This is a genomic window from Micromonospora sp. NPDC057141 (genome assembly GCF_042670805.1).
Taxonomy (GTDB): Bacteria; Actinomycetota; Actinomycetes; order Mycobacteriales; family Micromonosporaceae; genus Micromonospora.
This window is the reverse complement of the sequence record NZ_JBHUVA010000004.1, coordinates 29005-55833: the sequence shown is the minus strand read 5'-3', so window position 1 is coordinate 55833 and position 26829 is coordinate 29005. Positions and strand designations below refer to the sequence as shown.

The window sequence follows — 26829 nt, the reverse complement described above, 5'->3', positions numbered from 1 at the left end:
GGGATGCATGCCCCCTGCGCGCATCCCGGCCGGTGGGACCACCGTCACCGGTCTGACGTGGCCCCGACGGTGCGCGTCCGCCGCGGACGTCGCACCGGGCTCGTCGGCCGGGTCAGTTCTGCCACCGGACCAGGACGGCGGGGTACCGGCCGCCGACGGTCGCCGTGGCGCCAGCCGCCGCCCCGGCACCGGCGGTCGCCGTGGCGCCGACCGCGACGGCACCGGCCGAAGCCGCCAGCGGGGCGGGGGCGGGCGCGGCGGGAACGGCGGGCGCGGCGGAGGCGGCGAAGGCGGAGCCGGTGTACGTGGTGCCCTGCCGCGCGGCCGGGCCGCGCCGGACGGCCGGCGGGGGGCCGGCGAGGGCCGAGGCGATGGCGGCCTGGGCCTCCCGGCGGCGGTTCCAGGCGCCCCGGTCGCCGTCGAAGTAGCCCTGCCGATAGCCGAACCGGTAGCCGATGCGGTAGCTGAGCTGGCCGTGCAGCCGTCCGGCGGCGTAACTGGCCGAGCCGAGGACGAGGACGAGGACGACCGCGACGAAAGGGCTCACCGCTCCTCCGGTTCGGTGCCGGCGGGGTCGGTTCCGGTGCCGGCGGGGTCGGTGACCAGCAGCCGCTCCAGGTCGTCGGTGCTGACCTCCTCGACCAGCTCGACGCTGATCCGGCAACCGTCGAGCACGATCTCGGCGACGGAGCAGCGGCGGATCTCGCCGCCGGCGTCGTAGACCCGGACGCTGAGCTCCGGGCAGTTGAGGTGGGTCCGCCAGGCGTCCCACTCCGCCCGGTCGCCCACGTTGAGCGACAGATAGCGGCAGCCGCGGGCGAGGTAGAGGCGCCAGGGGGCGTTCAACCCCGCGGCCACTCCCTCCGCGACCAGGCCGAACGCCTGCTCACGGGTGGCGAGTTCGGTCACCGCGCCCCCCTGAGGACGGGGACGGGACGCAGGCGAGCACCAGTCGTCTCGTGCACGTGACACACGGTAAACTGTCCCATGGGCGTGACAGTATCAGCTTTTCGTCCGATTACCCCAACACTGGCGCACTCCTATCCTACGCAGGAGATACACCTTGAAAACGCCCTCACGAAGGGCCGGGCGCAGCCAGTTACGCGCGTCTCATTCACGTGACACTGTCGGGCCCAACATCCCCGGTGGGCCCGACTGGCCGTACCGTCACGGGGTGACCGAGAGCGCTCACGCCCGGAAGATCGCCTTCGCTGCCTTCGTCCGCCGGGCCCTCGACGACGCCCGGGCCATGCGCGCCTGGAGCGGCACCGAGGTCTCCCGGCGCACCGGGGTCTCCCGGCAGACCATCAACCGCTGGGTCCGCGGCGACTGGGCCAGCGACCCCGAGGCCGAACGGGTGGTCGCCTTCTGCGAGGGGCTCGGCCTCAACCCGACGGCCGCCTTCGCGGCGCTGGGCTGGGAGCGCGCCGCCACCCCCCGGGCGGCCACCGCACCACCCCTGATGGACCCGGACGTCGAGGCGCTGCTGCGCCGGCTGGTCGACCCGAACGTCTCCGACGCGGAGAAGTTCCACATCCGAGAAACCATTAGATACCTCGCGTATCGCCCAAGTCTCCCGACAGATGTCCGAAAAAAGAGCAATCGGGCGGGCTAGTTCCTCAGATGGCGAAAGAACGGCGCCTCGTCCACAATCGTTTCGCTCCGGGGCCGGAACGGGCACGCTAGCGTCCTGTTCGTACTGCTTGGGCTCGTCGTCGGCGGGGGGACGGGACAAGGCCGAACCCAGCCCTGCGGGACAGAAGGAGGGGTCTGTCCATGACCCTGAAGTGGTTGGCAGTCGTGGTCGCGGCGGTAGCGCTGACCTCGGCCGTGACCGGCAACGTGGTGAGCGGCGTGGTCGGCGGCGGGGAACTGCCCGTGGTCGCCAACGTCCTCGCCCTCACCACAGCCGGCACCGCGGTCGTCCTGGCCGTCGTCGCCGAGCTGCACGAGCGGCTCAACGACCGGATCAGCGCGCTCACCGAGTTCCTGGTGGCCCGGCTCACCGAGATCGAGGCGCGCACCGGGGACCGGAACACCGGCTTCGTGGAGGGGTACCTGCTCAGCCACGGCCAGGACGCCGAGGTCGTCCCGTTCGGACGCCGGGGCCGGGGGGCCGCCGAACGCTGACTCGATCCTGGCTTGAGCGCCTCGTCTCGGCCACGAATGAGCGGCCCGCGCCGGGGTACGCTGTCGCGCGTGCCGCCGTTGAATCTGGGCAACCAGCAGCCGAAGACCCCGCTGGACGCCGACCAGGCCTGGCAGGCGACCGCCGGCCGGGCGTCCGACACCGTCCTCTTCTTCGACTTCGACGGCACCCTGGCGCCCGTCGACGACGACCCGACCGCCGTGCAGCCCGCGCCGAAGGTGCTGGCCGCGATCGAGGCCCTCGCACCGCTGGTGCGCCGGGTCGCGATCGTCTCCGCCCGCCCGGTGGAGTTCCTCCGCGACCACCTCGGTGGGCTGACCGGCGTCGACCTCTACGGCCTCTACGGCCTGGAGCACAGCCACTCCGGCGGCGAGACCGTCACCGAGCCGGCGGCGCTGCCCTGGGTGCCGACCATGCGGGAGCTGGCCGACCTCGCCCGCGCCGAGCTGCCGCCCAGCGCGCTGGTGGAGTTCAAGCGGCTCTCCGTGGCGCTGCACTGGCGCACCGCCCCGCAGCTCGACACGGTCGTACAGGAATGGGGCCAGGCCCAGGCCGCGCGGCTCGGGCTGCGCGTACAGGCCGGCCGGATGGTGCTGGAGATCAAGCCCCCGGTCGACCGGGACAAGGGCATGGTGATCGGCGAGGTGGTCCGGGACGCCGGCGGGGCCTGGTACTTCGGCGACGACGTCTCCGACATCAAGGCGTTCGCCGCGCTGCGCGCCCGCTCCGCGGCGGACCCGGAGTTCCTCGGCGTCTGCGTGGCCGTGGCCAACCCGGAGACCGGCCACGAGGTCGCCGAGGCCGCCGACCTGACGATCGACTCCCCCGCCGCCCTCGGCGACTTCCTCACCGAGGCACTGCACCGCCTCAGGTGAGCCGGGCGGCCCTGCCCCACCCGAGGTGAGGCCAGCAGCGGCCCCGCGCCCCCGGTCGGGGGCGGGGGCGGGGGCGGGCTCAGGTGCCGAATCGGCGCTGCCGGTTGGCGTACGAGCGCAGGGCGCGCAGGAAGTCGACCCGGCGGAAGTCGGGCCAGTTCAGCTCGCAGAAGTAGAACTCCGAGTGGGCCGACTGCCAGAGCATGAAGCCCGACAGGCGCTGCTCGCCACTGGTCCGGATGATCAGATCCGGGTCGGGCAGGCCCCGGGTGTAGAGGTGCTCGGAGATGTGGTCGACGTCCAGTGCCTCGGCCAGCTCCTCGATGGTGCCGCCCGCCGCCGCGTGCTCGTGCAGCAGCGAGCGGACGGCGTCGGCGATCTCGCGCCGACCGCCGTACCCGACGGCGATGTTGACCTGGGCGCCGCCGGTGCGCCCCCGGGTGCGTTCCTCGGCGGCCTTGAGCGCCGCCGCGTGATGCGCCGGGAGCACGTCGAGCGCCCCGACCATCCGCAGCCGCCAGGGGTTGCCCTCCTCGGCCAGCTCGGTCGAGAGGTCCTCGATGATCTGGAGCAGCGGGTCCAGCTCCTCCGCCGGGCGGGAGAGATTGTCCGTGGAGAGCAGCCACAACGTCACGTGCCCCACGCCGGCGGCGTCGCACCAGCGCAGCAGCTCCTTGATCCGCTCCGCGCCCATGCGGTGCCCGTCGTTGGGGTCGACGAAGCCCATCTCCCGCGCCCAGCGGCGGTTGCCGTCGCACATGACGCCCACGTGCCGGGGCACCGGCTTGCCCGCGAGCGTGGCCGTCAGCCGCCGCTCGTACACGGAGTAGAGGAGATTCCGCAGAGTCATCACCTTGCAGAGTAGCGACCCGCCGCGCGGATCAGTCCCGCGGTGGCCGATGCCGCGCCGAGAGGCCGATGCCGATCATCGCGAGGGTGCGGGCGTCCAGCCGACCGTCGCCGAGGCCGAGCTCGACGACCGTGCCGAAGACCCGGTCGTCGCGCCGGGCCGCCCGGACCACCGCGTCCACGACCCACCGGCGGCGGGCCAGCCAGGCCGCGACCGAGCTGTGCCGCAGGTGTACGCCGAGGCGGCGGCGCAGCGCGGCGGTGTAGCTCCGGGCGGCGTGGGCGGGGTCGCCGGCCGCCGCCGCGCCGGCCAGCGCGCCGGAGAGCAGCGCGTAGAAGATCCCCTCCCCGGTGAACGGGTTGATCAGCGACAGCGCGTCCCCGGCGAGCACCAGCCGGCCCCGCCCGGGCGGCGGGCGGTGGGTGGACAGCGGCAGGTGGTGGGCGCGCAGCGCGGCCACCGTCGCCGGGTCGGTGCCGGGCAGCAGCGCGGCCAGCCGGTCCAGCAGATGCGCCCGGGTCAGCGGCTCACCCCGCAGCACCTCCCCGTACCCGACGTTCGCCCGGCCGTCGCCGATCGGGAACGACCAGGCGTACGCCGGCCAGCGCGGGCCGGAGGTGACGATGAGCTGCTCGGGCGGGCCGGGGCGGGCCGGCGCGTACCCCCGGATCGCCAGGGCCAGGTGGCGGTCCGGGTTCACCGGGGCGCCGAGCGCCCAGCGGACCATCGACGACGCGCCGTCCGCGCCGACCACCGCCCGCGCGGCGATCTCGCCGTCGAGCACGACCCGACCGCCGCGCACGGTGACCCGGCGCACGGCGTGCCGCCGCAGCTCCGCGCCCGCCGCGACCGCCGCCGCCACCAGCCGGGCGTCGAACACCTCCCGGGGCACCGTGTACGCGGGCCGGGGCAGCGCCCGCGCCACCGCGTCGCCGCCGGGGCCGACCAGCCGGATCCGGGGCAGCGGGGCGTACCCGTCGACGGCCCCGCTGACGCCCAGCCCCGCGAGGACGTCCAGCGCGTGCGCGGCGACGCCGTCCCCGCACGCCTTGTCCCGGGGGAAGTCGGCCCGGTCCAGCAACAGCACCCGGGCCCCGGCCCGGCGGGCGGCCAGCGCGGCGGCCGACCCGGCCGGTCCCGCCCCGACCACCGCCACGTCGTACTCGTCGCTCATGGCACCTCCTCCTGTCCCGCGCGGCTCAGCCCGGCGTCGGCGGCGTCGGCGTGGCCGCCGCCCGGCCGGCGCGCCACAACCCGTACAACGCCAGGACAGCGGCGGCGAGCAACGGGGCAGGCAGCAGGAAGCCGAGCGAGCGCTGCATCGTCCAGCCGGTGCGTACGGCCAGCGGGGGTGGTCAGGGCCCGGACGGCGGACGGCCGCCGGACCTCGGTGGTCGCGGCGGCCGTCCTCATGGCATCCGATGGTGCCCGGTGCGGGCAACCGGCACACCTACCGGCGTGGCTGTTCCTGGTCGAGCCGGGCGCGCAGTGCGTCGAGCTCGGCCCAGAGGACGCCGGGCAGCTTGTCGCCGAACTTCTCGAACCACTCGGTGACCAGCGGAAGCTCCGCCCGCCACTCGTCCGGGTCGACCTTCAGCGCGATCCGCACGTCCTCGGCGGTCATGTCGAGGCCGTCGATGTCCAGCGCGTCCTGCGCCGGGACCATGCCGATCGGGGTCTCCACGGCGTCGGCGCGACCCTCGATCCGTTCGATGACCCACTTGAGGACGCGGGAGTTCTCGCCGTAGCCCGGCCAGAGGAAGTTGCCCCCGGCGTCCTTGCGGAACCAGTTGACGTAGTAGATCTTGGGCAGCTTGGCCTCGTCGCCGTCGGTGCCCTTGCCCATCTCGATCCAGTGCCGGAAGTAGTCACCGGCGTGGTAGCCGATGAACGGCAGCATGGCCATCGGGTCGCGGCGCACCACGCCGACCGCGCCGGACGCGGCGGCCGTGGTCTCCGAGGACAGGGTCGCGCCCAGGTAGACGCCGTGCACCCAGTCCCGGGCCTCGGTGACCAGGGGGATCGTGTCCCGACGCCGGCCGCCGAACAGGATCGCGTCGATCGGCACCCCGTCGGGGTCGTAGTAGTCGTCGGAGAGGATCGGGCACTGCGTGATCGGGGTGCAGAACCGGCTGTTCGCGTGCGAGGAGAGGCTGTCGCTCTGCGGCGTCCAGTCGTTGCCCTGCCAGTCGATGAGGTGCGCCGGCGGCTCGCCCATGCCCTCCCACCAGATGTCGCCGTCGTCGGTGAGGGCGACGTTGGTGAAGATGGAGTTGCCGCGCTCCAGCGTCCGCATCGCGTTCGCGTTGGTCTTCCAGTCGGTGCCCGGGGCGACGCCGAACAGGCCGTACTCCGGGTTGACCGCGTAGAGCCGGCCGTCCGGGCCGAAGCGCATCCAGGCGATGTCGTCGCCGATGGTCTCGACCTTCCAGCCGGGGATGGTCGGCTCCAGCATCGCCAGGTTGGTCTTCCCGCAGGCCGACGGGAACGCCCCGGCCACGTGGTAGACCTTCCCCTCCGGCGAGGTGATCTTGAGGATCAGCATGTGCTCGGCGAGCCAGCCCTCGTCTCGGCCCATCACGCTGGCGATGCGCAGCGAGTAGCACTTCTTGCCGAGCAGCGAGTTGCCGCCGTAGCCGGAGCCGAAGGACCAGATCTCCCGGGTCTCCGGGAAGTGCGAGATGTACTTCGTCTCGTTGCACGGCCAGGCCACGTCCTGCTGGCCCGGGGCGAGCGGGGCCCCGATCGAGTGCAGCGCGCGCACGAACTCCGCGTCGTCGCCCATCGCCGCCAGGACCTTCGCGCCCATCCGGGTCATGATCCGCATCGAGGCCACCACGTACGGGCTGTCGGTGATCTCGACGCCGAACATGGGGTTCTCGGCCTCGACGGGGCCCATGCAGAACGGGATGACGTACATGATGCGCCCGCGCATGCAACCGCGGTAGAGCTGCGACATCGTCCGTTTCATCTCGGCCGGCGCCGTCCAGTTGTTGGTGGGGCCGGCGTCTGCCTCGTCCACCGAACAGATGAACGTGCGCTCCTCGACGCGGGCGACGTCGGTGGGGTCGGTGCGGGAGTAGAACGAGTTCGGCCTCTTCTCCGGGTTCAGCCGGATCAGGGTGCCGTTGTCGACGAGTTCGTCGGTGAGGCGACGCCACTCCTCGTCGGACCCGTCCACCCAGACGACCCGGTCGGGAGTGGTCAGTTCCGCTACCTCACGGACCCAGGCGAGCAGTTTGGGGTGGGACGTCGGGGCCTGATCGATACCCCGAACGGTGGCCGGAGCAACCATGACACATCTCCTTGTGGTCGACGCTGACCGGTCTGTGGCATGCACGAGTGGTGACGGCGCGAGGCGTCGCCTTCGTGGAAACCCGGGATTGGCCTCAGCGTAAACCGGGCGACGTCGCGAGTCAGTGGGACTGGTTGTGAAGAACTGCACAATGTGCGGTCACGCTGCGGCATCGCGATCTGATACCCGCTTTCACGCGCAGTTTCACGCAAATTCTTCCGCAACCTTCGCCGAGGTAGGGACCGCGCGGGAACCGGCGGGCCGGGCGCGACTGGTGGTGCGGATGAGGGTTCCGGTGAAACCGGCGAAGCGACGAGGAATGCGCGAAGCTGTGCGCGGATGCGCATTCCCGAAACGAACCGCGAGTTGCCACCCGACGGGTTACGCTCCGTTCAACACCCGCCCGCCCGGTCGTCGCCACCCGCCCGCCCCGTCGTCGCTACCCGCCCGCGCAGCGGGCAACCGGTACGCTCAGCGGGTGGCCGCGACGATGACCGGTGACCAACCAGGGTCCCCGCCGACCCGACCCGGCGTGGTCCGTGCCCTGATCGACCGCTTCGGCCACCTGGTCCGCGAGCTGAGCAAGTTCGCCACCGTCGGCAGCGTCGCGTTCCTCGTCGACATCGCCCTGTTCAACTACCTCGCCAACGCGCGCGGCATCGAGCAGGTCACCGCGAAGACGATCTCCACGGTGATCGCCGCGAGCGTGGCCTTCCTCGGCAACCGGTTCTGGACGTGGCGGCACCGCCAGCGCTCCAACCCCGCGCGCGAGTACGCGCTGTTCTTCCTCTTCAACGGGGTGGGCATGGGCATCGCGGTGGCCTGCCTCGCCATCAGCCGGTACGGCCTGGGCGCCATCTGGCCCGAGGTCTTCCAGACCGCACTCGCCGACAACATCGCCAGCTTCGTCGTGGGCACCGGGTTCGGCACGCTGTTCCGGTTCTGGTCGTACCGACGGTTCGTCTTCGTCGAAGCGGGAACCCCGATGGCCACGGAAGCGGGAACCCGGACGGTCACGGAGGCGGCAACCGACCGGGATCCTCCGGCGTGACCCGCCGCCCATCTCGTCCGGCCGGCCAGGCCCGGTCCGCCCACTCGCCTAAGGTGTTGCGCATGCGTCTTGTCCGTCTGCTGCCTGAGCGCTGGCAGAAGTTCATCCACGAGGCGCTCAAATTCGGCGTCGTCGGCGGCATCAACACCGCCATCAATTACGCGGTGTTCAACGCGCTGGCGCTCACGGTGTTCCGCGACGGCCAACTGAAGGCGACGGTCATCGCCACCATCGTGGCGACGATCACGTCGTACCTGATGAATCGGCATTGGACGTACCGGGATCGCCCGAAATCGGCCCTGCGTCGCGAATACGCCCTTTTCTTCCTGTTCAACGCGACCGGCCTGCTGATCGAGCTCGGCGTCCTGGCGGCGGCCAAGTACGGCCTCGGCATGACCAGCCTGCTCGCCCTCAACGTGGCGAAGACCGGCGGCGTGCTGCTGGCCACCCTCTTCCGCTTCTGGTCGTACCGGACGTTCGTCTTCCAGCCCGCCCCCGCCGAGCCCGCGGCCGACACCTGGCACACCGTCCCGCGTGACGAGTGGGACACGATGGCCGAGCTGGACCCGGTGGCCGAACTGGCCGAGTCCGTCACCGAGTTGGAGGAGTCCGAGCCGAAGCCGGGCCCCGGGCGGCGGCCGACGGTCCGCCACGACGAGCCCGCCACCGCGTACGGGGTCACGGCGCCCGCACAGGGCCGGCCCGCCCCGGCCGACGCGGCGCTCGGCAACGCGCTCGACGGCGAGCTGGCGGCCGAACTCGCCGAGGAACTGCACGCCGGCACCCGCCGACGCCGGCGGTGAGTGAGGTGACGGAGGTGACGACGGTGACCGCAGCTCCCGAGTCGACCGCAGTTCCCAAGTCGATTGCAGCTCCCGAATCGATTGCAGCTCCCGAATCGATCGCGGCGACCGAGCCGGCCCGGTCCGAGCCCGAGCCCGGAGCCGACTCTGCGACGGTCGGGAGCCCCGGCCCGGCCCGGTCGGGCACCGGCGCGCCGGCCGAGCTCTTCTTCGAGGACCTGATGCCCGGGCGCACCTTCGACCTCGGCGAGGTGCGGGTCGACGGCGCCGAGATGGTGGCGTTCGCCCGCCGGTTCGACCCGCAGTGGTACCACGTCGACGCCGAGCGCGCCGCCGCGAGCCACCACGGCGGGCTGATCGCCAGCGGCTTCTACACGGTCAGCCTCTTCATGCGCGCGTACGTCGACCACGTGCTGGCCCGGGCCGCGGCGGACGCCTCCCCCGGCCTGGAGGAGCTGCGCTGGCTGGCCCCGGTCCGCGCCGGCGACCGCCTGGCGGCCCGCCTCGACGTGATGGGCGCCCGCCCCTCCACCGCCCGCCCCGGGCTCGGCACCGTCAGCCTCACCGGCACCATGCTCCGCCTCGGCCCGGACGGTCAGCCGGAACAGGAGGTGCTGCGCACCCGCTTCCGCGGCTGGTTCACCCTCCGTCCCGGCTGACCGCATCCCGCCTCGCGCTCGGGGCGGCGGCGGGATCAGACCGACGGGTCGCGCAGCGGCTTGCCCTCGCTCATGTCCGCGAGGATCTCGCGCATCTCGCCGTCGCCGAGGGAGTGCCGGTCGTGGTGCGCCTCGACCAGCTCGTACAGCTTGGTCTGCACCTTGTCGACGTGCGGGACGTCGGTGAGCACCGACTGCCCCCGCTCGCCGGCCGACTCGATGGTCAGGGTGCCGCAGCCGAGCAGCCGCTCGACGAAACGCTGACTCATCGCGTGGTCGTTGATCCGGGTGAGCGGGATGTCCCGCCGGTCCCGGGAGAGGACGCCCTGCTGGAGCAGCACCCGCTCGTTGGTGAACAGGTAGTGGGTGCTGCGCCAGGCCAGGAACGGCCAGAGCCCGAGCCAGAGCACCAGCAACACCGCCAGCCCCGCGAGGACGTACAGCGCGATGGTCGCGGCGTCGCCGTCCGGGAGCAGGATCCAGCCCGCCACCACGGCCGCGACGGCGAGCACCAGCACCAGGACCGGACGCACCACGGCCTTCCAGTGCGGGTGCAGGTGCAACACGACGTGCTCGTCCTCGGTGAGCACGTCTTCGGGAAACGCCACGCCGAACCTCCTCGCCAGAAACCGGACGAGCTGACCGTAGCGGGTCGACGGCCCCGCGCGGATCACCCGGTGCGGCGGTTCCCGGCGTGAGAAGGGGACCCTTCTCTACCGTAGGCGTTAATAGGGGCCCCTTTCACCGCAGGTGCAGGACGTCGCCCGCCGCCAGGGTGCGCGGGCCGGCCGGGGTGTCGACCAGCAGCCGGCCGTCGGCGTCCACGCCGGTCGCGAGGCCCGTCACCTCCTGCCCGCCGGGCAGCAGCACCCGCACCGGCCGGCCGACCGTCGCGCAGGCCGCCACGTACGCCTCGCGCAGCCCGCTGGCCACCGCGTCGCCGCCTGCACAGCGCCACCGGTCGTACCAGTCGGCGAGGGAGCGCAGCAGGGCGCGCAGCAGCGGATCCCGGTCGGTGGCGGCGGCACCGGCGAGCTGGAGGGAGGTGGCCGGCAGGCCGGTCGGGTTCGCCGGCAGCTCGGCGGCGCGCAGGGTGACGTTGAGGCCGATGCCGAGGACGATCGCCGGCGGCTGGTCCGGTGCCGGGCCGGGCACCGCCTCGGCCAGGATGCCCGCGCACTTGGCGTCGTCGATCAGCAGGTCGTTGGGCCACTTGAGGACGGCGTCCAGCTCGGCGAGCCGGGCCACCGCCTCGGCGAGCGCGACGCCAGCGAGCAGCGGCAGCCAGCCGTATCCGGTGGCGGGGACCGACGGCCAGCCGCGCTCCGCGACGGCCTCGCCGGGCCGCAGCAGCACGCTGGCCGCGATGCCGGCGCGGGGCGGCGACTGCCAGACCCGGCCGCGCCGGCCCCGGCCGGCGGTCTGCCGCTCGGCGACCACCACGAGGCCCTCCGGCTCGCCGGAGCGGGCGGCCTCCGCCACGTCCGCGTTGGTCGATCCGGTCTCGGCGCGCAGCTCCAGCCGGGCCCACGGGCCGTGCGGGGCGGTCAGCGCGCGGCGCAGCCGGGCCGCCGACAGGGGCGGGCGATCCAGGTCGGTGTACGGCGAGCCGGGCATCCCGCCAGCCTACGGCCCACCGGGACGCGCTGGTCGGGTGCCGGCCCGGCCCGGGGCTGCGGATGCCGGCCCCGCCGCGCTGGTCGGGTGCCGGCCCCGCCCGGCGGCGGTCCCGCTCCGGTGAGGTTACTGAGGCGTACTGCACACCGTCGGCCACCTGAACCATCGTTATATTCCGTGGGTGACCAACGAGACCGGGATCAACATCCACAGCACGGCGGGCAAGCTGGCGGACCTGGAGCGACGGGTCGAGGAGGCGGTGCACGCCGGGTCGGCGCGCGCGGTCTCCAAGCAGCACGCCCGGGGCAAGAAGACGGCGCGGGAGCGGATCGAGCTGCTGCTCGACGAGGGGTCCTTCGTCGAGCTGGACGAGTTCGCCCGGCACCGGTCCACCAACTTCGGCCTGGCGCGCACCCGCCCGTACGGCGACGGGGTGATCACCGGCTACGGCACGGTCGACGGCCGGCAGGTGTGCGTCTTCGCGCAGGACTTCACGGTCTTCGGCGGCTCCCTCGGCGAGGTCTTCGGCGAGAAGATCGTCAAGGTGATGGACCTGGCGATGAAGATCGGCTGCCCGGTCGTCGGCATCAACGACTCCGGCGGGGCCCGCATCCAGGAGGGCGTGGCGTCCCTCGGGCTCTACGGCGAGATCTTCTTCCGCAACGTGCGGGCCAGCGGCGTCATCCCGCAGATATCCCTGATCATGGGCCCGTGCGCGGGCGGCGCGGTCTACTCGCCGGCGGTCACCGACTTCACCGTGATGGTCGACCAGACCTCGCACATGTTCATCACCGGCCCCGACGTGATCAAGACGGTCACCGGCGAGGACGTCGGGATGGAGGAGCTGGGCGGGGCCCGGACCCACAACGCGCGCAGCGGCAACGCCCACTACCTTGGCGTCGACGAGGACGACGCGGTCGAGTACGTCAAGGCGCTGCTGTCGTACCTGCCGTCGAACAACCTGGACGAGCCGCCGGTCTTCCCCGTCGACGTGGATCTCGACGTCACCGAGGAGGACCGGGCGCTGGACACCCTGATCCCGGACTCGGCGAACCAGCCGTACGACATGCACCGGGTCATCGAACACGTCCTCGACGACGGGGAGTTCCTGGAGGTCCAGCCGCTGTACGCGCAGAACCTGGTGGTCGGCTTCGGCCGGGTCGAGGGCCGCCCGGTCGGCGTGGTGGCCAACCAGCCGATGCACTTCGCCGGCACCCTCGACATCTCCGCGTCGGAGAAGGCGGCCCGGTTCGTGCGCACCTGCGACGCGTTCAACGTGCCCGTGCTGACCTTCGTGGACGTCCCCGGGTTCCTGCCCGGCACCGGCCAGGAGTGGGACGGCATCATCCGGCGGGGCGCGAAGCTGATCTACGCGTACGCCGAGGCGACCGTCCCGAAGGTCACGGTGATCACCCGCAAGGCGTACGGCGGGGCGTACGACGTGATGGGCTCCAAGCACCTCGGCGCGGACCTGAACTTCGCCTGGCCGACCGCGCAGATCGCGGTGATGGGCGCGCAGGGCGCGGTGAACATCCTGTACCGGCAGGAGCTGGCCGCCGCCGACGACCCGGCCGCCGTGCGCGCCGAGAAGATCGCCGAGTACGAGGACACGCTGGCCAACCCGTACATCGCCGCCGAGCGCGGGTACGTCGACTCGGTGATCCCGCCGCACGAGACGCGTACCCAGATCGTCCGGGCGCTGCGGGTGCTGCGCACCAAGCGCGAGACGCTCCCGTCGAAGAAGCACGGCAACATCCCGCTCTAGGCGCGCGCCGCGCTGCGCTGCGGTGCAAGGAGGGGCCCCCTGTCAACGCATTCTGCATAGCAGGGGCCCCTTCTCAACGCCCCGGCACCGGGTGGCCCGGCGTGCGGGTCGGGGAGGCGACGGCCGTCAGCAGGCCGGGTTGGCGGCGAGGCACATCCGCCGGGCGGCCGTCCGGCCCAGTTCGAGCAACTCCGCGTCGCTCGTCCACCGGTCGCCCTCCGGCCCGTCGACGCCCGGCACGATCACGGTGACCAGGTCACCGACCCGGACCAGCAGCTTCGTCTCCCTCGGCAGCTTCCAGTCGAGCGGCTTCGTCGTCACCGTGTCCACCGGCGTCGACCCCGTGTGCCGGAGCAGGACGGCCTGGTCCCCGGCGAAGTCACGCGCGACCGTCTGCCAGGTGTGCGTCACCGAGACCGTGACGGGCTGGCCGGCCCACTGGAGCGGCGCCACCTCGCGCCAGCCGTCACAGGCCGTCACCAACTCGTTCAGGTCGAGGAACAGCCGGGTGGCGACCCTCAGGGGGACGCGGTAGACATCCTGGGTGAAGACCCACAGGTCACCCGGCTGGCCCTGGTCGGGCGCGGCCTTCTGGAACAGGGTCTGCGACCGGGAGTACCGGGACACGGGCACCTCCACCTCCAGCCCTCTGTCCCCGGCGCACGACTGGAGCAGCGGGTCGATCCGGACCGGCTCCTGGAGCCCCGAGTCACCCAGCTGCACGTTGCTCGGCACGCCCAGGTCGGCCCGGTCCAGCAGGGCCTCCTGCGGGATCTCGGCCCGCCCGGCCGGCTCCGCCCCGGTCGGGGAGAGCCACCGGTCAGCCCAGGACGCTGGTGGCGCGTGGTGCCCACCCGTCCTGCCGCCGGCCACCACGGCGAGGACCGAGAGCACGGCCAGCACGGCCATCGCCGCCGCCATCGCCGTACGCCGGCTGCGGCGGCGGGCCCGGTCGCGGATCTCCGCCGGTTCGAGCCAGCGCACGCCCCGCAGATCGCGCCGCATCCGTTCGGCGAACGTCACGTCTTCCACGTCTTCCACGTCTTCCACGTCGTCACGCATCGGCGGCCTCCTCAAGGTCAGAGACGGCGAGCAGCCCGGCGAGCGCGGTGCGCCCCCGGGAGAGTCGGGCCTTCACGGTGCCGACCGGGGCGGCGGTCTCCCGCGCCACCTCGGTGACGGGCATGCCGAGCAGGTAGTACAGGGCGAGGGCGGTGCGCTGCTCCTCGGGGAGCCGACGCAGCGCGGCCACCACCGCGACGGTGTCGGTGCTCGGCGCGGGCGTGCTGTCGTCGGCACCGTGCCGCAGGTACGCCCGGGCGCGGCTGCGCATGCTGCGCCAGCGGCTGACCGCGATCCGGGAGGCGACGACCCGTACCCAGGCCTCGGGGTCGTCGTAGCCGGACACCGTGGGCCAGCGTTGCCACGCCCGGATGTACGCCTCCTGCACGGCGTCCTGCGCCTCAGCGAGGTTGCCGGTGAGCGCGTAGACGAAGCCGAGCAGCCGCTGTCGGCTGCCCCGGTAGAACTCGTCGAACCCGTCGACTTCCGGCATCCGCTGTCTCCCCCGCGTCTGTTCGCAGGGGACACGCGCGGGACGGGGCGGTCGGTTGCCCGGTCCGGCCGGATGGTCCCCCCTGGCCCCCGAGCGGGCCGTCAGACGGTCAGGCCGGCGTCGGTGAGGATCGGGCCGGCCAGCAGTGCCGCGCCAACGGCCAGGGCCAGCAGGTTCACCAGCGCGAACAGCGCGACCCAGAACAGCGGCGGGAACGGGGTGAGCCGGGCCAGCTGGTCGGCGTCGGACTCCGGCATCCGGCCCCGGGAACGCAGCCGCTGGAGCTCGACCACGGGCCGTACGCCGCCGAGGAGCAGGAACCACACGGAGGTCCAGGCGAAGGCGGCCTGGACCTCCGGCGAGGCGTACCAGGAGACGGCGAGAACCACCCCGCCGGTGGCCAACAGCGACACCGCCCCGAAGACGTTGCGGACCATGACCAGCATGGCCAGCAGCAGCACCACGGCGACCCAGAGCAGCAGCGTGATCCGGTTGCCACCGAGCAGCCAGGCACCGGCGAGGCCGACCAGGGACGGCGCGACGTACCCGGCGAGCAGGGTGAGGATCATGCCGGGGCCGGTGGGGCGGCCGGCGGAGAGGGTCAGCCCGGAGGTGTCCGAGTGCAGCCGGATGCCGTGCAGCCGGCGGCCGGTGAGCAGGGCGGCGAGGGCGTGTCCACCCTCGTGGGCGATCGTGACGGCGTTGCGGGCGATCCGCCAGGGCAGCCGGGTGGAGACCACCGCCAGCGCCACCGCGGCGGTGACGACGACGAGCAGCGGCGGCGGGTCGGGCTGCGCGGAGAACAGCTTGTCCCAGAGCGTGCCCAGCCCGTCGATCGCCACCATGGGGCGCGAGCCTACCGGCCCGTGCTGGGCCCGGGGCGCACCCCATGGTGGGTGAAACTTTCCTTAGAACATCTTGTGATCTAGGGCAACTAGCTCCAAAGATGGATGTCAATCGAATGGCGTCCCTCTGGAGGAACCCATGATCCGTACCGGATTCACGCTGCGCCGACTGATCGCGGCGGGGATCACCGCCGTAGCGGCAGCGGCCACCGCCCTCGTCGCCACGACGGGCCCGGCGGCGGCCGCCACCACCCCCGGCGTCGACGTCTCCCACTACCAGGGGTCGATCAACTGGACGAGCGTCCGCAACGCGGGCATCCAGTTCGCGTTCATCAAGGCCACCGAGGGTACGAGCTACAAGGACCCGAACTTCAACGCCAACTACGTCAACTCGTACAACGCCGGGGTGATCCGGGGGGCCTACCACTTCGCCCGGCCGAACATCTCCTCCGGCGCCACCCAGGCCAACTACCTGGCCAGCAACGGCGGCGCATGGTCGGCGGACAGCCGCACCCTGCCGGCCGCGCTGGACGTCGAAGCCAACCCGTACAGCGGCGGCACCTGCTACGGCCTCAGCACGTCCGGGATGCGCAGCTGGATCCAGGACTTCCTGAACACGTACAGGTCCCGCACCGGCCGGTACGCGGTCATCTACACCACCACGAGCTGGTGGAACCAGTGCACCGGCAGCTGGACCGGGCCGTGGGCGAACCACCCGCTGTGGCTCGCCCGCTGGTCGAGCACCCCCGGCACCCTGCCGGCCGGCGCGCCGGTCTGGAGCTTCTGGCAGTACACGGCGTCCGGCAGCGTCTCCGGCATCAGCGGCAACGTCGACCGCAACTACTGGAACGGCGACCGCACCCGGCTCATCGCCCTGGCGAACAACACCTGATCCGCGTCTGACCGGCGAGTCCGCGGGGCGGGCGGCGGCAGTGGGATCGACTGCGACCGTACGGTCGTCGGCCGGTCCGGCTGCCGCCGGCTCGTCACCAGGCACCCGTCACCAGGCCCAACCCGCACCCGTTCAGCCGGAACGGCCCGGCACCCGTTCAGCCGGCCCGCGTGGCCCGCCGCGCCGGCATCCCGTCCTCCCGGATGATCGTGGCCCGCCGCGCCGGGCGCAAAGCGGCCACCCCGGTGACGGTGACCGCCACGACGCCGAACATCGCGAACAGCACCGGAAGGTCCGCGCCGACCAGCAGCAGCACCACGTCACCGAGCGCGACGAGCATCCACAGTGCCAGCCGGGGCCGCGCGTCCCTGCGTCGGTATCCCATGTCGCACCTCCTAGCGTCGTCCGGGATCAGATACCCCGTTCGGCGCAAGGTCATGCGAATCGCTTCCGCGGCGGTGGGAATCGCCTGCTCAGCGGGCCGGGTCGCGGCAAGCGAGCCAGGTCCGGCCGGACGTTCAGTCGACCCGGTCCGGCTTGAAGCCCTTGGCGATCCGGTCGAAGTCGGCCAGCCGCGCCTGCCAGTCCTTGTTGGCCACCTCCCAGCGGAAGGCGTACCCCCGGTTCTTGGCGGTGACGAAGCCCCGGTTACGGACGTGGATGCGGGTGCCGTCCCGGGTCTCCAGCCACTCCCAGTCCGCGCACGTCTTGTAGTAGTCGCAGCGCTTGATGCTGAGATACTGGTAGTCGTTGACGTAGTTCTTCCGGGCCTTTTCCTTCGACTTCCAGTCGGCGTAGGCGTCGTCCAGCGGTGTGCTCGTCCACTGCACCAGCAGTTCGCCCACCCCGTCGCGCTCGTCGAAGATGACCGTGTTCTGGCCGCCGCTGCGCCGCGTCCAGCCCTTCGGCAGGGGCAGCGAGAAGCCCGCCGGGTCCTTGTGCAGGACCCAGCCCTCCGGCAGGGCGTCCGGGTCGACGGACGGGCTGGCCGACGGCGTCGGGCTGGGCGGCGCGGCGCTGCTGGTGGCCGGCCCGGCCGATGGCGACGCAGCGGCCGACCCGGTCGCCGTCGACAGGCCCGCCTGCGGGTCGCCGGGCCCCGGGTCGTCGTCGCCCCGGCCGAGCAGCGGCACCGCCACCAGCAGGCCGATCAGCAGCACCGCGACGAGTGCGCCGACCAGCAGGTTGCGGCGGCGGTGCTCGGGCTTCGTACCAGAAACGACCGTGGCCCGGCCCGTCGACGAGAGTGCCGGGCCGGCGGCGGCCGGCAGCACCGACGTCGGTGCGCCCCGCTCGCGGGACCGGTCGGCCCACTCGCGCGGCGCGCCGGCCTTCCCGCGCGTCGAGCCTGACTTCTCGCGCGTCCGGTCGGCCTGGTCGCCGGAAGGGTCGGCCTGCTTGCGGGACCGATCGTCCTGCTCGCCGGGCGGGGCGGGTGGTGACACCGGCACGACGCCGCCCGGGTCGATTCGGGTGTCGTCCACCTGCCTGGCCGGAGCAACGTCGGCCCCGTCGACCGTAACCTCGTCGACCGGGGCCCCGTCGGCCGGTGGCTCGTCGCCCCCGTCGACCGGCGTCCCCGCGACCCGATCGGTGCCGGTCGCGGCACCCGGACCGGGGATCTTCGCGGTGGGTTCGGCCGCCCGCGCGCCGGTGTCCGCGACCCTCGCGGTCGGCGCGGCGTCCGTGCTCGGCACCGGCAGGTCGACCCTCGCGGTCGGCGCGGCGTCCGTGCTCGGCACCGGCAGGTCGACCTTCGCGGTCGGCGCGGCGTCCACTCCCGGTGGGGGGACCTTCGCGGTCGCGTCGTCGCCGGCCGCGCCGGCCACCGCCGCGCCGCCGGCGACAAGGCCACCCTCCGGGGTACGCGGTGCGGGCGGCCCGGCCGGACGGCTCGTGCGCTGTTCGGCGGGGCGCGGTGCGGGCACCACCGGCGGTCGCGGCTCACGCGGGCCGTTGGGCCCCGGCCGGCGTACGCCGTCGAGCAGCGAGATCGTCTTGGCGCGACGCCCGGCGGCCCGACGCAGCAGCCGCTCGGCCACCTCGGCGTCGATCCGCTCGGCCGGATCCTTGCGGAGCAGCCCGTTCAGCACCGGCTTCAGCGGGCCGGCGTTCCTCGGCGGCGGCATCGGCTCGGTGGCCAGCGCCGCCAGGGTGGCGATCGCCGACGGCCGGGCGTACGGCGACTTGCCCTCCACCGCCGCGTAGAGCGTCGCGCCCAGCGACCAGAGGTCGGCCTCCGGCCCGGCGGTGCCGTCCCGCGCCCGCTCCGGGGCGATGTACGCCGGGGAACCGAGCACCATGCCGGTCCGCGTCACGTTCGGGTCGCCCGGAATGGTCGCCAGGCCGAAGTCGGTCAGCACCACCCGGCCGTCCGTGCCGAGCAGCACGTTGCCCGGCTTGACGTCCCGGTGCATGACGCCGGCCTTGTGCGCCGCCTTCAGCGCGCCGAGCACCCCCAGCCCGATCTCGACCGCCTTGGCCGGCGTCACCGGCCCGTCCTCGGCGAGAGTGTCCTGAAGGGACTTCGACGCCACGTACTCCATGACGATCCACGGATCGCCGTCGGTGCGCAGCACGTCGAAGATGCGGACCACGTTGACATGATTGAGCCGCGCGATCGCACGGGCCTCCCGCAACGAGCGCTCCCGCATCTCGCGGCGCTCCTCCGGGGTGAGGCTGGGCGGCGGGACCAGTTCCTTGATCGCCACGTCCCGGTGCAGCACCTCGTCGCGCGCCTTCCACACCCGACCCATGCCGCCCTGGCCGAGCGGCGAAATGAGCCGGTACCGGTCGGCGACGAGTTGGGGAAGCGCGTTCGACATCGGTGGAGACGGTACCCGGCGGTGGCCCTCCGCACACCGCCGGCACGCCACTGTGCGACGAAGGTCAAGTTCGCGACGCGTACGCTGAAGGGTATGTCTGCCGATGAGCCGCTGGTCCGGGTGACCCGGGGCGTGCCGACCGCCGAGGAACTGGCCGTGCTGGTCGGCGTCATCGTCGCCCGAAGCCGCCCCGCCGCCGCCCCCGCGCCGGCCGAACCCTCGGCCTGGGCGCGCAGCGGCAGGCCCGGGGGCGCGGTGCTCGCCGCCCGCCCGGGCGCCTGGCGCGCCTCGGGCCTGCCCCGCTGACCCTCCGACCTGCTTTCCGGCGTGCCCCGCTGCCGTCGGGGCTCCCGGAGGCCGGCGACACCCGTTAACCTCACTCAGGGAGACGATGTTGTGACGGGTAGGGAGGGCCGATGATCCCCCAGGAGGACCGCCCAGCGCCCTGGTTGAGCGGCTACGGCAGCATCGAGGCCGACATCCGCCAGATGCGCGAGTTCGCCGACAAGCTCCAGGCGGAGGTCGAGCGGAACTACGCGCCGCACCTGTCGTACATCGCGGACGACATGAAGGCGCAGATCCCCAACCCCGCCGACGCCTTCATCGAGCTGGTGCAGTTCCTCAAGGCACACAACGAAACCCAGCAGGCCACCGCCACGATGGTCTGGTCCGTCGGTGGAGCCACCGGCCACCTGGCCGCCGCGGCCGGCCGGATCGCCACGCAGTACGCCGACGCCGACGCCTTCTCGGCCGCCCGCGTCTCCGACGTGGAACGGGCCCTCGCCAACCCCGGCGGGGCAGGGCAGGGTCGACCCACACCAGCCCTGCCCGATCCGACCGGCCCGAACGGGCCGGGGCGGGCGGTGCTGCCATGATCGAGCGGGGCAGTGGCCGGACCTCCGGCCTCACCGACTGGCGGCTGATGGACCTGCTGAGCATGTGGGCCTGCATCCAGGACCACGACACCGCCGGGCACTGGAAGCAGGTCGCCGGATGGCGCAAGGTCTGTGACCTCGCGCAGGCACACCTGGGTCGCCTCAAGGAATACCGGCGTGGCCTCGCCGAAGCGTGGCCCCCGGCGACCAACGCCGCCGCCCGGGCGTACCTCGGCGAGCTGGACGACCTGATCGACAAGGTGCAACGCACCCACGACGCGGCAGCCGCGAACTACGACGCCCTCGCCGCCGCCACCCGAGCGATCAGCAGCGCCCGCACCGAACTCAAGCCGCTGCACGACGAGTACGTGGAGAAACTCCAGCAGAAGCGGACGTACGAGGCGACCGTCGCCGATCCGAAGGCGGCGATGGGCAGCCGGGTGCCGGACAAGCCGGTGACAGACGCCGACTTGGAGCGACTCAACGCCCAGGCCCGGAATTTGATGTACGGATTGAGCGGCGAACTCCAACAGGCCCAAGTAATGCTCCGCCAACCCCCAACCGTTAGACCACCCAAACAATCGGACAATCCGGATGTGTACGGCACTTTGGCCGCGCCCGTAATTCCGCCGATTATTCCGGTTCCGCTACCCACATCGAGCAGCAGGTCGGCCTCCAACGGATTGAGCGGCACACCCCAGCGTGTAGCTGCGACAACACCGCCCAGTGTCGGACCGATACTCGGCCGTGGGCCAGTTCTCGGCGGAATAAACACGGGGCCAACTCCAACCCTCGCTCCTGGGGCGCCGGGCGCAACTCTGGGCGTTCAACCGGTCCTTCCACCTGGACTTCACCTTGGGCCGCACCCAACCATCCCTTTCCCAAATACCAGCAGCCGCCAACCCGCCTCCGGCGCACTTCCCGATCATTTGAGTACAGGCTCCAGAGCAATCGGCGGCTCCAACGGGGCACCCCAAATCACCCCCAAGACACCTCTATCGATGCCGCCCGGGGGCTTGATCGGCACCACTCCGGGCATGGGTTTAGGGCAGCCTGGGAGCACCAACCCGACCCGCCGAATCAATCCAATCGGTGGCGTAATCGGCGGCGGCGGAGCGGGCACCGCCCCGAGCGGAGCGGCCGGCTCTCGTCCAGGCGCAGGCCGCAGTATGCATTTCGGAACGGGACATTTTACTCCCCCCTTCGGCGGCTCCCCTGGCGTGGGCAGCAACCCTGCCCCCGGAAGTTCGATTGGACGAAATCAGCAAGAAGGTCGACGTGAGCGGGAGGCACAACGCTGGGACCCCGACCACCCCTGGCAAACCGATCCTGGAGTAGCCCCAATAGTGCGACCGCCTGACGACGATGGCCCTATCGACCCTGGACCAGCCATTGGCTTCGATCGATAGCCAAATCACGCAGCGCATTTTATGCGCAACATTTCTCGCTACAAGTCCAGCCTCAATCCCACTTCCCGCTATAGCCACCCCCCACCATGTCGCACTCAGGGAAGACGGAGCAGCTCGAATCCGGGCCGACCAGTGGCATTTACGTTATCTAAATGTCGCTCAGGCACATCGAATGAGTCGAGGCCAAGGAATCACTATCGCAGTGCCCGACACAGGAGTTGATCCACATCCCGACTTGCGCGGCAACTTACTTTCCGGGATAGACATTCTCCCAGGCGGTAAGGGAAACGGGGGGCTCGACCTGGACAGCCACGGAACTTCGATGGCTGGACTAATTGCAGCTCATGGCCGGGGTGGCAATATTGGCGCACTCGGAATCGCCCCTGAAGCAAAGATCTTGCCCATCTTCAGCTCTCCACCCAATGGCGACGGGGAGCCGGATGCGTTAGCTCAGGGGATCGAGTACGCTATCGCAAGAGGCGTCGATGTGATCAGCATTTCCAGCGGGGGAAGTTCTAGCCAGAGACTCACCCAAGCAGTCAAGCGCGCATCTGCCTCGAATATCGTAATCATCGCAGCCGCAGGCAATGCGCCTGAAGACGCGAGGGTCACCTACCCCGCTTCGGAGGAAGGAGTAATCGCGGTTAGCGGGACCGATCGGGACGGAAAACACGCGGCCATCTCAGTGGCCGGCGCAGAAGTCGATCTCGCCGCACCAGCGGTCGATATCTACAGCACCAGCTATGGCGGGAAGTACTCCAAGGGAACCGGCACCTCCAGTGCCACTGCGATAGTCGCGGGGGCCGCTGCTCTTGTCCGGTCCAAGTACCCCGACCTGCCAGCCTCGGAGGTCGTCCACCGCCTCACTGCCACCGCCGTCGACAAGGGGCCGCCCGGCCGTGACGACGAGTACGGCTACGGCGTCATCGACCTGGTCGCGGCGCTCACGGCAGACGTACCCCCGGTGGGTTTCGAATCGGCGACGGCGGATGCGCCGGATGCGACCGGGCCGACCACGACGGCGGTTGCGGAGTCGACCGACGAGGGTGACGACGGGTCGACAGCCCGAGGTTTGGCCACTTTGGGAGTGATCGTGGCTGCTGCGGGAGCCTGGGCGCTGGTAGCACGGCGCCGGCGGTTGAGTGACGATCCGCCGCCGCGGATAAGCCGGTGAACCACCAACAGTGACGCCATGTCGGCGACATTGGGGTATCGGAGTGGGTGGGATACCGCCATGTCGGCGACATGGCGTGGATCAACGAGCTGGACGCCTGGCGACATGGCGTGGATCAACGAGCTGGACGCCCGGCGACATGGCGTGGAACAACGAGCTGGACGCCCGGCGGCCTGGAGTCGATCAAGGGGCGGACGGGTCAACGGCCAGGCGGGGGCGACGCGGGTCGAGGAACCGGTAGCGTCGGCGACGTGTCGAACTCGATTTCGCTCCGACTCGTGCTCGCGTCGGCGAGCCCTGCCCGCCGCAAGCTCCTCCACGCCGCCGGTATCGAACCAGATGTGCTGGTCAGCGGGGTCGACGAGTCCCAGGTGGTCAGCGAACAGGCCGAGGACCTGTGCCTGGAGCTGGCCCGGCTGAAGGCGCAGGCGGTCGTCGGCCGGCTGCGGCCCTCCGCCGACGAGCGGACGCTGGTGCTCGGCTGCGACTCGGTGCTCGCCTTCGACGGCGAGATCCTCGGCAAGCCGGCCGGCGAGGCGGACGCGACCCGGCGTTGGGAGCGGATGCGGGGGCGCAGCGGGGTGCTGCACACCGGGCACTGCCTGATCGACGTCATCCACGAGACGCGCGCCGAGGGGGTCGCCTCGACCACCGTACGGTTCGCCGAGGTCAGCGACGAGGAGATCGCGGCGTACGTCGCGACGGGCGAGCCGCTCGCGGTCGCCGGCGCGTTCACCATCGACGGCTTGGGTGGGGCGTTCCTGGAGGGTGTCGACGGCGACCCGGGCACGGTGGTCGGGCTTTCCCTGCCACTGCTGCGCCGCCTCCTCGGCGAGCTGGACCTGCGGATCATCGACCTGTGGACGAAGGTCGCGCCGGGCGGCCAGTCGGTCGAGGCGCTGGATGCGGTCCGGTCATGACGACGAAGTCGCTGCCCCTGACCCCGGAACTGCACGCGTACGTGGTGGCCCACGGCTCGGCCCCGGACGAGGTGATGCGGGACCTGGTCGAGGAGACCCTCGCCGCGCTGCCCGCCGAGGCGAGGATGCAGGTGGCCCCGGAGCAGGCCGCGTTCCTGACGTTCCTCACCCGGTTGATCGGGGCGCGGCGGGCGGTGGAGGTGGGCACCTTCACCGGGATGTCCTCGCTGGCGATCGCGCGAGGGCTGGCCGAGGACGGGCGGTTGACCTGCTTCGACATCTCGGAAAAGTACACGGACGTGGCGCGGCGGTACTGGGCGCGGGCCGGGGTCGCCGACCGGGTCGACCTGCGGATCGGGCCGGCCGGGGACACGCTGCGCGAGCTGCCGTACGAGCGGAGTCTGGACTTCGCGTTCATCGACGCGGACAAGGTCGGCTACCCGGTCTACTGGGCGGAGCTGGTGCCCCGCATGCGCCCGGGCGGGATCGTCGCGGTGGACAACACCCTGCGTGGGGGTCGGGTGCTCGCTCCGGGCAACGCCGACGACCGGGCCGTCGCCGCGTTCAACGACGAGGTGATGGCCGACGTCCGGGTGGAACCGGTGCTGCTGCCGATCGCCGACGGGCTGACCCTGGCCCGGGTGCGCTGACGGGCCCCGACGGGCCGATCGTTCCAGGTCCCCGGCGTCACGTGCCCCGCCGCACCCCGCTCAAGGTGAGGTGCAGCGGGGCACGGTGTCAGGAAGGGGCCCTTCCTATACAGAATGCGTTAACAAGGGGCCCCTCCTTACCACCTCAGCGGACGCTGCGGGCGAACTGGCGGGCGGCCCAGGCGACACTGGCGGCGGCCAGCACCGCGATGATGGTCAGGCCCTGCCAGACCTTGTCGTTGCCGAGGTCACCGACGAAGAGGGCCCGGGTGCCGTCCACGGCCCAGGAGAACGGGTTCCACTCGGCGATGCCCTTGAGCCAGCCGGGAGCGTAGGTGAGCGGCAGCAGGATGCCGGAGAGCAGCAGCACCGGCTGGGCGACGGTGTTCATCAGCGGGGCGAGGGCGTCCTCGCTCTTGACCTTGAGCGCGACTCCGTAGGAGACGGCGGCGGTCATCAGCGCGATGAGGGCGAGCATCAGGTACGCCAGCAGCAGGTCGCCGATGAACACCCGCAGCTCGAACAGGAGCGCGAGCAGGGTGATGATGACGGCCTGGGCGAGCAGCGACACGACGTCGCGCAGGGCCCGGCCGAGCAGCAGCGCGAGCCGGCTGACCGGGGTGACCCGGGACCGTTCGATGACCCCGGCGCGCAGTTCGGCGATCAGGCCGAAGCCCTGGAAGAGGCCGCCGAAGATGGCCAGCAGCACCAGCAGGCCGGGCACGAAGATCTTGTACGCCTCGGCCTGGGTCGGCGCGTTCAGCGCCGGTTTGAGCAGCGGGGCGAAGAGCAGCAGGTACATCACCGGCTGGAAGACGCCGACGAAGATCCAGACCGGGTTGCGGAGCAGGAGCTGCGCTTGGCGCTGGAAGACGAGCCAGGTGTCGCGGGCGAACTTCATTATCGACTCCGGGGAGGTCAGGACTCGCGCAGCGAGCGGCCGGTCTTGGTGAGGAAGACGTCGTCGAGGCTGGGGCGGTGCAGCTCGATCGAGCTGAGCCCGAGGCCGGCCTGGTCGAGGCGGCGCAGGACCTGCGGGATGGCGGTCGCCCCCTCGTCGACGGTCAGCCGCAGGCCGCCGCCGTCGACGGTCTCCAGCTTGGCGACGTACGGCTCGGTGTCGAGCAGTTCGGCGGCCTGTCCGGTGGCGGCGGTGTCGAGCCCGACGAGCAGCACCTCGCCGGAGATCTCGCGCTTCAGCCCCGCCGGGGTGCCCTCGGCGACCACCTCGCCGTGGTCCATGATCGCGATACGGTCGCAGAGCGCGTCGGCCTCGTCGAGGTAGTGCGTGGTGATGAAGACGGTCATCCCCTCGGCGCGCAGCCGACGGATCTCGTCCCACATGTGGGCGCGGCTCTGCGGGTCGAGGCCGCTGGTCGGCTCGTCGAGGAAGACGATGCGCGGGTCGTGGATGATGCCGAGGGCGATCTCGACGCGGCGGCGCTGACCGCCGGAGTAGGTCTTGCACTTGCGGTCGGCGTACTCGGTGAGCTGGAAGGCGGCGAGGGCGCGTCCGGCGCGGCGGTGGGCGTCGGCCTTGCCGATGCCGTACATCCGGGCGTGCAGGACCAGCTCCTCGCGGGCGGTGCAGTCGTCCCACGTGCTGCCGCCCTGGGCGACGTACCCGATGCGGCGGCGCACCTCGGCGGGGTCGCGCAGCAGGTCGGCCCCGGCGATGGTGGCCTGGCCGCCGTCGGGGGCGATGAGGGTGGCCAGCATGCGCAGGGTGGTGGTCTTGCCGGCGCCGTTGGGGCCGAGGAACCCGAAGATCTCCCCCTCGGCGACGTCCAGGTCGACGCCGCGGACGGCGTCGACCGTCTTGTGCTGTCGACCGGCGCGGGAGCGGAACGACTTCCGCAGCCCTCTGGTCTGGATCATCTTCGCTCCTGGTCGTCCTTGGCCGGACGGGACCGGCCCTTCCCCGGGGACGCCACGCCGCGCGGGCGGCCCCGGAACGTCCCGGCGAGGCTAACGCGATATAACTTCTCTAGTCAACTTTGACTATTACGCCTATTCCCTTCCCTCCGCGACGTCCCAGCCGTCCCGACCGGCCAGACCCTCCGGCAGGTACGGCACGCCGGCCTCGATCCGGTCGGCGATCCGCTCGCACCAGGCCGCCTCGACCTCCCCTCGGGCGATCCACAGCTCGTACATCCAGCTCACGCCGACCGGCTTGGAGTCGCGGATCCAGGAGGACTCCATCGAGGCGCGCATGCCCTCCACGCCGGCCCGCAGCACCTGCCCCCGACTGCGCAACGCGGCTGCCGCCTCCGGCCTCGGCAGCGCCGGCAGGAACGCGAACGCCGCCACGAACGGATCGTTCGTCTGATGATTGCCCCACCACAGGTCGCGCAGCAGGGTCTCGAACTCGTCGACCCCCTTCGGGGTGATCTCGTACGTCGTCCGGGCCGGCCGGGCGCCGACCTGCTCAGTGGCGACCGCGCGGAGCAGCCCCTCCTCACCGAGCTTGCGCAGCGCATGGTAGATCGAGCCGGGCTGCACGTTGGCCCACTTGTCGGCGCCCCAACTGAGCAGCTCGCGGCGGACGTCGTAGCCGTGCACCGGCTGCATCCACTTGACCAGGCCGAGGATCATCATGCGAGTGGCAGACACCGGAGAA

At 71.8% G+C, this 26829-nt stretch carries 29 protein-coding genes; 13 read left to right on the top strand and 16 right to left on the bottom strand.

Annotated elements, in window-relative coordinates; genetic code table 11:
• Positions 1–112: 112 nt before the first annotated feature.
• Positions 113–547 (bottom strand): hypothetical protein, encoded by a 435-nt coding sequence (locus ACFT41_RS04830; RefSeq protein ID WP_377582435.1) that lies wholly within the window; start codon positions 545–547, stop codon positions 113–115.
• On the bottom strand, positions 544–909 hold the full coding sequence (locus tag ACFT41_RS04825) for a hypothetical protein (protein WP_377582432.1): 366 nt from the start codon (positions 907–909) through the stop codon (positions 544–546). Before ACFT41_RS04825 ends, ACFT41_RS04830 begins: the two co-directional genes overlap by 4 nt.
• Positions 910–1174: 265 nt before the next feature.
• Between ACFT41_RS04825 and ACFT41_RS04820 the strand changes: the two genes are divergently transcribed.
• The 3 genes from ACFT41_RS04820 to otsB all read left to right on the top strand — a co-directional run bounded on the left by ACFT41_RS04820 (position 1175) and on the right by otsB (position 3024).
• A complete protein-coding gene (locus ACFT41_RS04820; RefSeq protein ID WP_377582429.1) occupies positions 1175–1615 on the top strand; it encodes a helix-turn-helix domain-containing protein in 441 nt (146 codons plus the stop codon).
• A gap of 161 nt (positions 1616–1776) precedes the next feature.
• Entirely contained in the window at positions 1777–2130 is a 354-nt protein-coding gene (locus ACFT41_RS04815; protein WP_377582427.1) for a hypothetical protein, read from the top strand.
• Between the two features lie 69 nt (positions 2131–2199).
• Positions 2200–3024 (top strand): trehalose-phosphatase, encoded by an 825-nt coding sequence (otsB, locus tag ACFT41_RS04810; RefSeq protein WP_377582424.1) that lies wholly within the window; start codon positions 2200–2202, stop codon positions 3022–3024.
• Positions 3025–3103: 79 nt separating this feature from the next.
• Here otsB and ACFT41_RS04805 read toward each other — a convergent pair whose 3' ends face one another.
• From ACFT41_RS04805 to ACFT41_RS04790, 4 genes are all read right to left on the bottom strand, one after another.
• Positions 3104–3874: an isoprenyl transferase gene (locus tag ACFT41_RS04805; protein WP_377582421.1), complete on the bottom strand. Its 771-nt coding sequence runs from the start codon at positions 3872–3874 to the stop codon at positions 3104–3106.
• A 31-nt stretch (positions 3875–3905) separates the two neighbouring features.
• The gene (locus ACFT41_RS04800; RefSeq protein ID WP_377582418.1) at positions 3906–5048 is read right to left on the bottom strand and encodes a geranylgeranyl reductase family protein; all 1143 of its coding nucleotides are present in this window, start codon (positions 5046–5048) and stop codon (positions 3906–3908) included.
• Between the two features lie 25 nt (positions 5049–5073).
• Positions 5074–5196, bottom strand: coding sequence for a hypothetical protein (locus ACFT41_RS04795; protein ID WP_377582415.1), 123 nt, complete (start codon positions 5194–5196; stop codon positions 5074–5076).
• A 128-nt stretch (positions 5197–5324) separates the two neighbouring features.
• Positions 5325–7169, bottom strand: a complete 1845-nt coding sequence (locus tag ACFT41_RS04790; protein ID WP_377582412.1) for a phosphoenolpyruvate carboxykinase (GTP) — start codon at positions 7167–7169, stop codon at positions 5325–5327.
• A 490-nt stretch (positions 7170–7659) separates the two neighbouring features.
• On the opposite strand from ACFT41_RS04790, the gene ACFT41_RS04785 reads away from it, so the two are divergent.
• From ACFT41_RS04785 to ACFT41_RS04775, 3 genes are all read left to right on the top strand, one after another.
• The gene (locus ACFT41_RS04785; RefSeq protein ID WP_377582558.1) at positions 7660–8220 is read left to right on the top strand and encodes a GtrA family protein; all 561 of its coding nucleotides are present in this window, start codon (positions 7660–7662) and stop codon (positions 8218–8220) included.
• A gap of 62 nt (positions 8221–8282) precedes the next feature.
• The gene (locus ACFT41_RS04780; RefSeq protein WP_377582409.1) at positions 8283–9023 is read left to right on the top strand and encodes a GtrA family protein; all 741 of its coding nucleotides are present in this window, start codon (positions 8283–8285) and stop codon (positions 9021–9023) included.
• A gap of 23 nt (positions 9024–9046) precedes the next feature.
• A complete protein-coding gene (locus tag ACFT41_RS04775) occupies positions 9047–9682 on the top strand; it encodes a MaoC/PaaZ C-terminal domain-containing protein (RefSeq protein WP_377582406.1) in 636 nt (211 codons plus the stop codon).
• Between the two features lie 35 nt (positions 9683–9717).
• Here ACFT41_RS04775 and ACFT41_RS04770 read toward each other — a convergent pair whose 3' ends face one another.
• Both ACFT41_RS04770 and ACFT41_RS04765 read right to left on the bottom strand, forming a co-directional pair.
• Positions 9718–10290 carry a PH domain-containing protein gene (locus ACFT41_RS04770; protein ID WP_377582403.1) on the bottom strand — a complete coding sequence of 191 codons (573 nt, stop codon included), beginning with the start codon at positions 10288–10290 and terminating at the stop codon, positions 9718–9720.
• A 133-nt stretch (positions 10291–10423) separates the two neighbouring features.
• On the bottom strand, positions 10424–11299 hold the full coding sequence (locus tag ACFT41_RS04765; RefSeq protein ID WP_377582400.1) for a biotin--[acetyl-CoA-carboxylase] ligase: 876 nt from the start codon (positions 11297–11299) through the stop codon (positions 10424–10426).
• Between the two features lie 181 nt (positions 11300–11480).
• Between ACFT41_RS04765 and ACFT41_RS04760 the strand changes: the two genes are divergently transcribed.
• Positions 11481–13064, top strand: a complete 1584-nt coding sequence (locus tag ACFT41_RS04760; protein ID WP_377582397.1) for an acyl-CoA carboxylase subunit beta — start codon at positions 11481–11483, stop codon at positions 13062–13064.
• Between the two features lie 126 nt (positions 13065–13190).
• On the opposite strand, the gene ACFT41_RS04755 is transcribed toward ACFT41_RS04760, so the two are convergent.
• The 3 genes from ACFT41_RS04755 to ACFT41_RS04745 all read right to left on the bottom strand — a co-directional run bounded on the left by ACFT41_RS04755 (position 13191) and on the right by ACFT41_RS04745 (position 15464).
• Positions 13191–14126: a hypothetical protein gene (locus ACFT41_RS04755; protein ID WP_377582394.1), complete on the bottom strand. Its 936-nt coding sequence runs from the start codon at positions 14124–14126 to the stop codon at positions 13191–13193.
• Positions 14119–14619: a SigE family RNA polymerase sigma factor gene (locus tag ACFT41_RS04750; RefSeq protein WP_377582391.1), complete on the bottom strand. Its 501-nt coding sequence runs from the start codon at positions 14617–14619 to the stop codon at positions 14119–14121. The genes ACFT41_RS04755 and ACFT41_RS04750 overlap by 8 nt, the downstream gene beginning before the upstream one ends.
• Positions 14620–14720: 101 nt before the next feature.
• A complete protein-coding gene (locus tag ACFT41_RS04745; RefSeq protein ID WP_377582389.1) occupies positions 14721–15464 on the bottom strand; it encodes a M50 family metallopeptidase in 744 nt (247 codons plus the stop codon).
• A gap of 139 nt (positions 15465–15603) precedes the next feature.
• On the opposite strand from ACFT41_RS04745, the gene ACFT41_RS04740 reads away from it, so the two are divergent.
• Positions 15604–16356 (top strand): GH25 family lysozyme, encoded by a 753-nt coding sequence (locus ACFT41_RS04740; protein ID WP_377582386.1) that lies wholly within the window; start codon positions 15604–15606, stop codon positions 16354–16356.
• Between the two features lie 157 nt (positions 16357–16513).
• Here ACFT41_RS04740 and ACFT41_RS04735 read toward each other — a convergent pair whose 3' ends face one another.
• A complete protein-coding gene (locus ACFT41_RS04735; RefSeq protein ID WP_377582383.1) occupies positions 16514–16741 on the bottom strand; it encodes a hypothetical protein in 228 nt (75 codons plus the stop codon).
• Positions 16742–16874: 133 nt separating this feature from the next.
• Positions 16875–19181: a protein kinase gene (locus tag ACFT41_RS04730; RefSeq protein ID WP_377582380.1), complete on the bottom strand. Its 2307-nt coding sequence runs from the start codon at positions 19179–19181 to the stop codon at positions 16875–16877.
• A 93-nt stretch (positions 19182–19274) separates the two neighbouring features.
• Here ACFT41_RS04730 and ACFT41_RS04725 point away from each other — a divergent pair, with 93 nt between their 5' ends.
• The 5 genes from ACFT41_RS04725 (at position 19275) to ACFT41_RS04705 (ending at position 24209) form a co-directional block, all read left to right on the top strand.
• A complete protein-coding gene (locus ACFT41_RS04725) occupies positions 19275–19487 on the top strand; it encodes an acyl-CoA carboxylase epsilon subunit (RefSeq protein ID WP_377582377.1) in 213 nt (70 codons plus the stop codon).
• A 110-nt stretch (positions 19488–19597) separates the two neighbouring features.
• Positions 19598–20056, top strand: coding sequence for a hypothetical protein (locus ACFT41_RS04720; RefSeq protein WP_377582374.1), 459 nt, complete (start codon positions 19598–19600; stop codon positions 20054–20056).
• Between the two features lie 1413 nt (positions 20057–21469).
• A complete protein-coding gene (gene mycP, locus ACFT41_RS04715) occupies positions 21470–22639 on the top strand; it encodes a type VII secretion-associated serine protease mycosin (RefSeq protein WP_377582555.1) in 1170 nt (389 codons plus the stop codon).
• A 251-nt stretch (positions 22640–22890) separates the two neighbouring features.
• Positions 22891–23559 (top strand): Maf family protein, encoded by a 669-nt coding sequence (locus ACFT41_RS04710; protein WP_377582371.1) that lies wholly within the window; start codon positions 22891–22893, stop codon positions 23557–23559.
• Positions 23556–24209: an O-methyltransferase gene (locus ACFT41_RS04705; protein ID WP_377582368.1), complete on the top strand. Its 654-nt coding sequence runs from the start codon at positions 23556–23558 to the stop codon at positions 24207–24209. Before ACFT41_RS04710 ends, ACFT41_RS04705 begins: the two co-directional genes overlap by 4 nt.
• A gap of 145 nt (positions 24210–24354) precedes the next feature.
• On the opposite strand, the gene ACFT41_RS04700 is transcribed toward ACFT41_RS04705, so the two are convergent.
• From ACFT41_RS04700 to ACFT41_RS04690, 3 genes are all read right to left on the bottom strand, one after another.
• Positions 24355–25110, bottom strand: coding sequence for an ABC transporter permease (locus tag ACFT41_RS04700; protein WP_377582365.1), 756 nt, complete (start codon positions 25108–25110; stop codon positions 24355–24357).
• A 17-nt stretch (positions 25111–25127) separates the two neighbouring features.
• Positions 25128–26087: an ATP-binding cassette domain-containing protein gene (locus tag ACFT41_RS04695; RefSeq protein WP_377582362.1), complete on the bottom strand. Its 960-nt coding sequence runs from the start codon at positions 26085–26087 to the stop codon at positions 25128–25130.
• Positions 26088–26219: 132 nt separating this feature from the next.
• Positions 26220–26807, bottom strand: coding sequence for a PadR family transcriptional regulator (locus ACFT41_RS04690; RefSeq protein WP_377582552.1), 588 nt, complete (start codon positions 26805–26807; stop codon positions 26220–26222).
• Positions 26808–26829 lie beyond the last annotated feature (22 nt).

Coding starts and splice junctions, on each gene's coding strand:
- ACFT41_RS04705 (WP_377582368.1), top strand. CDS start 23,556: ATGACGACGAAGTCGCTGCCCCTGACCCCGGAACTGCACGCGTACGTG.
- ACFT41_RS04805 (WP_377582421.1), bottom strand. CDS start 3,874: ATGACTCTGCGGAATCTCCTCTACTCCGTGTACGAGCGGCGGCTGACG.
- ACFT41_RS04815 (WP_377582427.1), top strand. CDS start 1,777: ATGACCCTGAAGTGGTTGGCAGTCGTGGTCGCGGCGGTAGCGCTGACC.
- ACFT41_RS04730 (WP_377582380.1), bottom strand. CDS start 19,181: ATGTCGAACGCGCTTCCCCAACTCGTCGCCGACCGGTACCGGCTCATT.
- ACFT41_RS04800 (WP_377582418.1), bottom strand. CDS start 5,048: ATGAGCGACGAGTACGACGTGGCGGTGGTCGGGGCGGGACCGGCCGGG.
- ACFT41_RS04690 (WP_377582552.1), bottom strand. CDS start 26,807: ATGATGATCCTCGGCCTGGTCAAGTGGATGCAGCCGGTGCACGGCTAC.
- ACFT41_RS04720 (WP_377582374.1), top strand. CDS start 19,598: ATGATCCCCCAGGAGGACCGCCCAGCGCCCTGGTTGAGCGGCTACGGC.
- ACFT41_RS04785 (WP_377582558.1), top strand. CDS start 7,660: ATGACCGGTGACCAACCAGGGTCCCCGCCGACCCGACCCGGCGTGGTC.
- ACFT41_RS04735 (WP_377582383.1), bottom strand. CDS start 16,741: ATGGGATACCGACGCAGGGACGCGCGGCCCCGGCTGGCACTGTGGATG.
- ACFT41_RS04790 (WP_377582412.1), bottom strand. CDS start 7,169: ATGGTTGCTCCGGCCACCGTTCGGGGTATCGATCAGGCCCCGACGTCC.
- ACFT41_RS04700 (WP_377582365.1), bottom strand. CDS start 25,110: ATGAAGTTCGCCCGCGACACCTGGCTCGTCTTCCAGCGCCAAGCGCAG.
- ACFT41_RS04740 (WP_377582386.1), top strand. CDS start 15,604: ATGATCCGTACCGGATTCACGCTGCGCCGACTGATCGCGGCGGGGATC.
- ACFT41_RS04695 (WP_377582362.1), bottom strand. CDS start 26,087: ATGATCCAGACCAGAGGGCTGCGGAAGTCGTTCCGCTCCCGCGCCGGT.
- ACFT41_RS04750 (WP_377582391.1), bottom strand. CDS start 14,619: ATGCCGGAAGTCGACGGGTTCGACGAGTTCTACCGGGGCAGCCGACAG.
- ACFT41_RS04780 (WP_377582409.1), top strand. CDS start 8,283: ATGCGTCTTGTCCGTCTGCTGCCTGAGCGCTGGCAGAAGTTCATCCAC.
- ACFT41_RS04755 (WP_377582394.1), bottom strand. CDS start 14,126: ATGCGTGACGACGTGGAAGACGTGGAAGACGTGGAAGACGTGACGTTC.
- ACFT41_RS04745 (WP_377582389.1), bottom strand. CDS start 15,464: ATGGTGGCGATCGACGGGCTGGGCACGCTCTGGGACAAGCTGTTCTCC.
- ACFT41_RS04725 (WP_377582377.1), top strand. CDS start 19,275: ATGTCTGCCGATGAGCCGCTGGTCCGGGTGACCCGGGGCGTGCCGACC.
- ACFT41_RS04765 (WP_377582400.1), bottom strand. CDS start 11,299: ATGCCCGGCTCGCCGTACACCGACCTGGATCGCCCGCCCCTGTCGGCG.
- ACFT41_RS04795 (WP_377582415.1), bottom strand. CDS start 5,196: ATGCAGCGCTCGCTCGGCTTCCTGCTGCCTGCCCCGTTGCTCGCCGCC.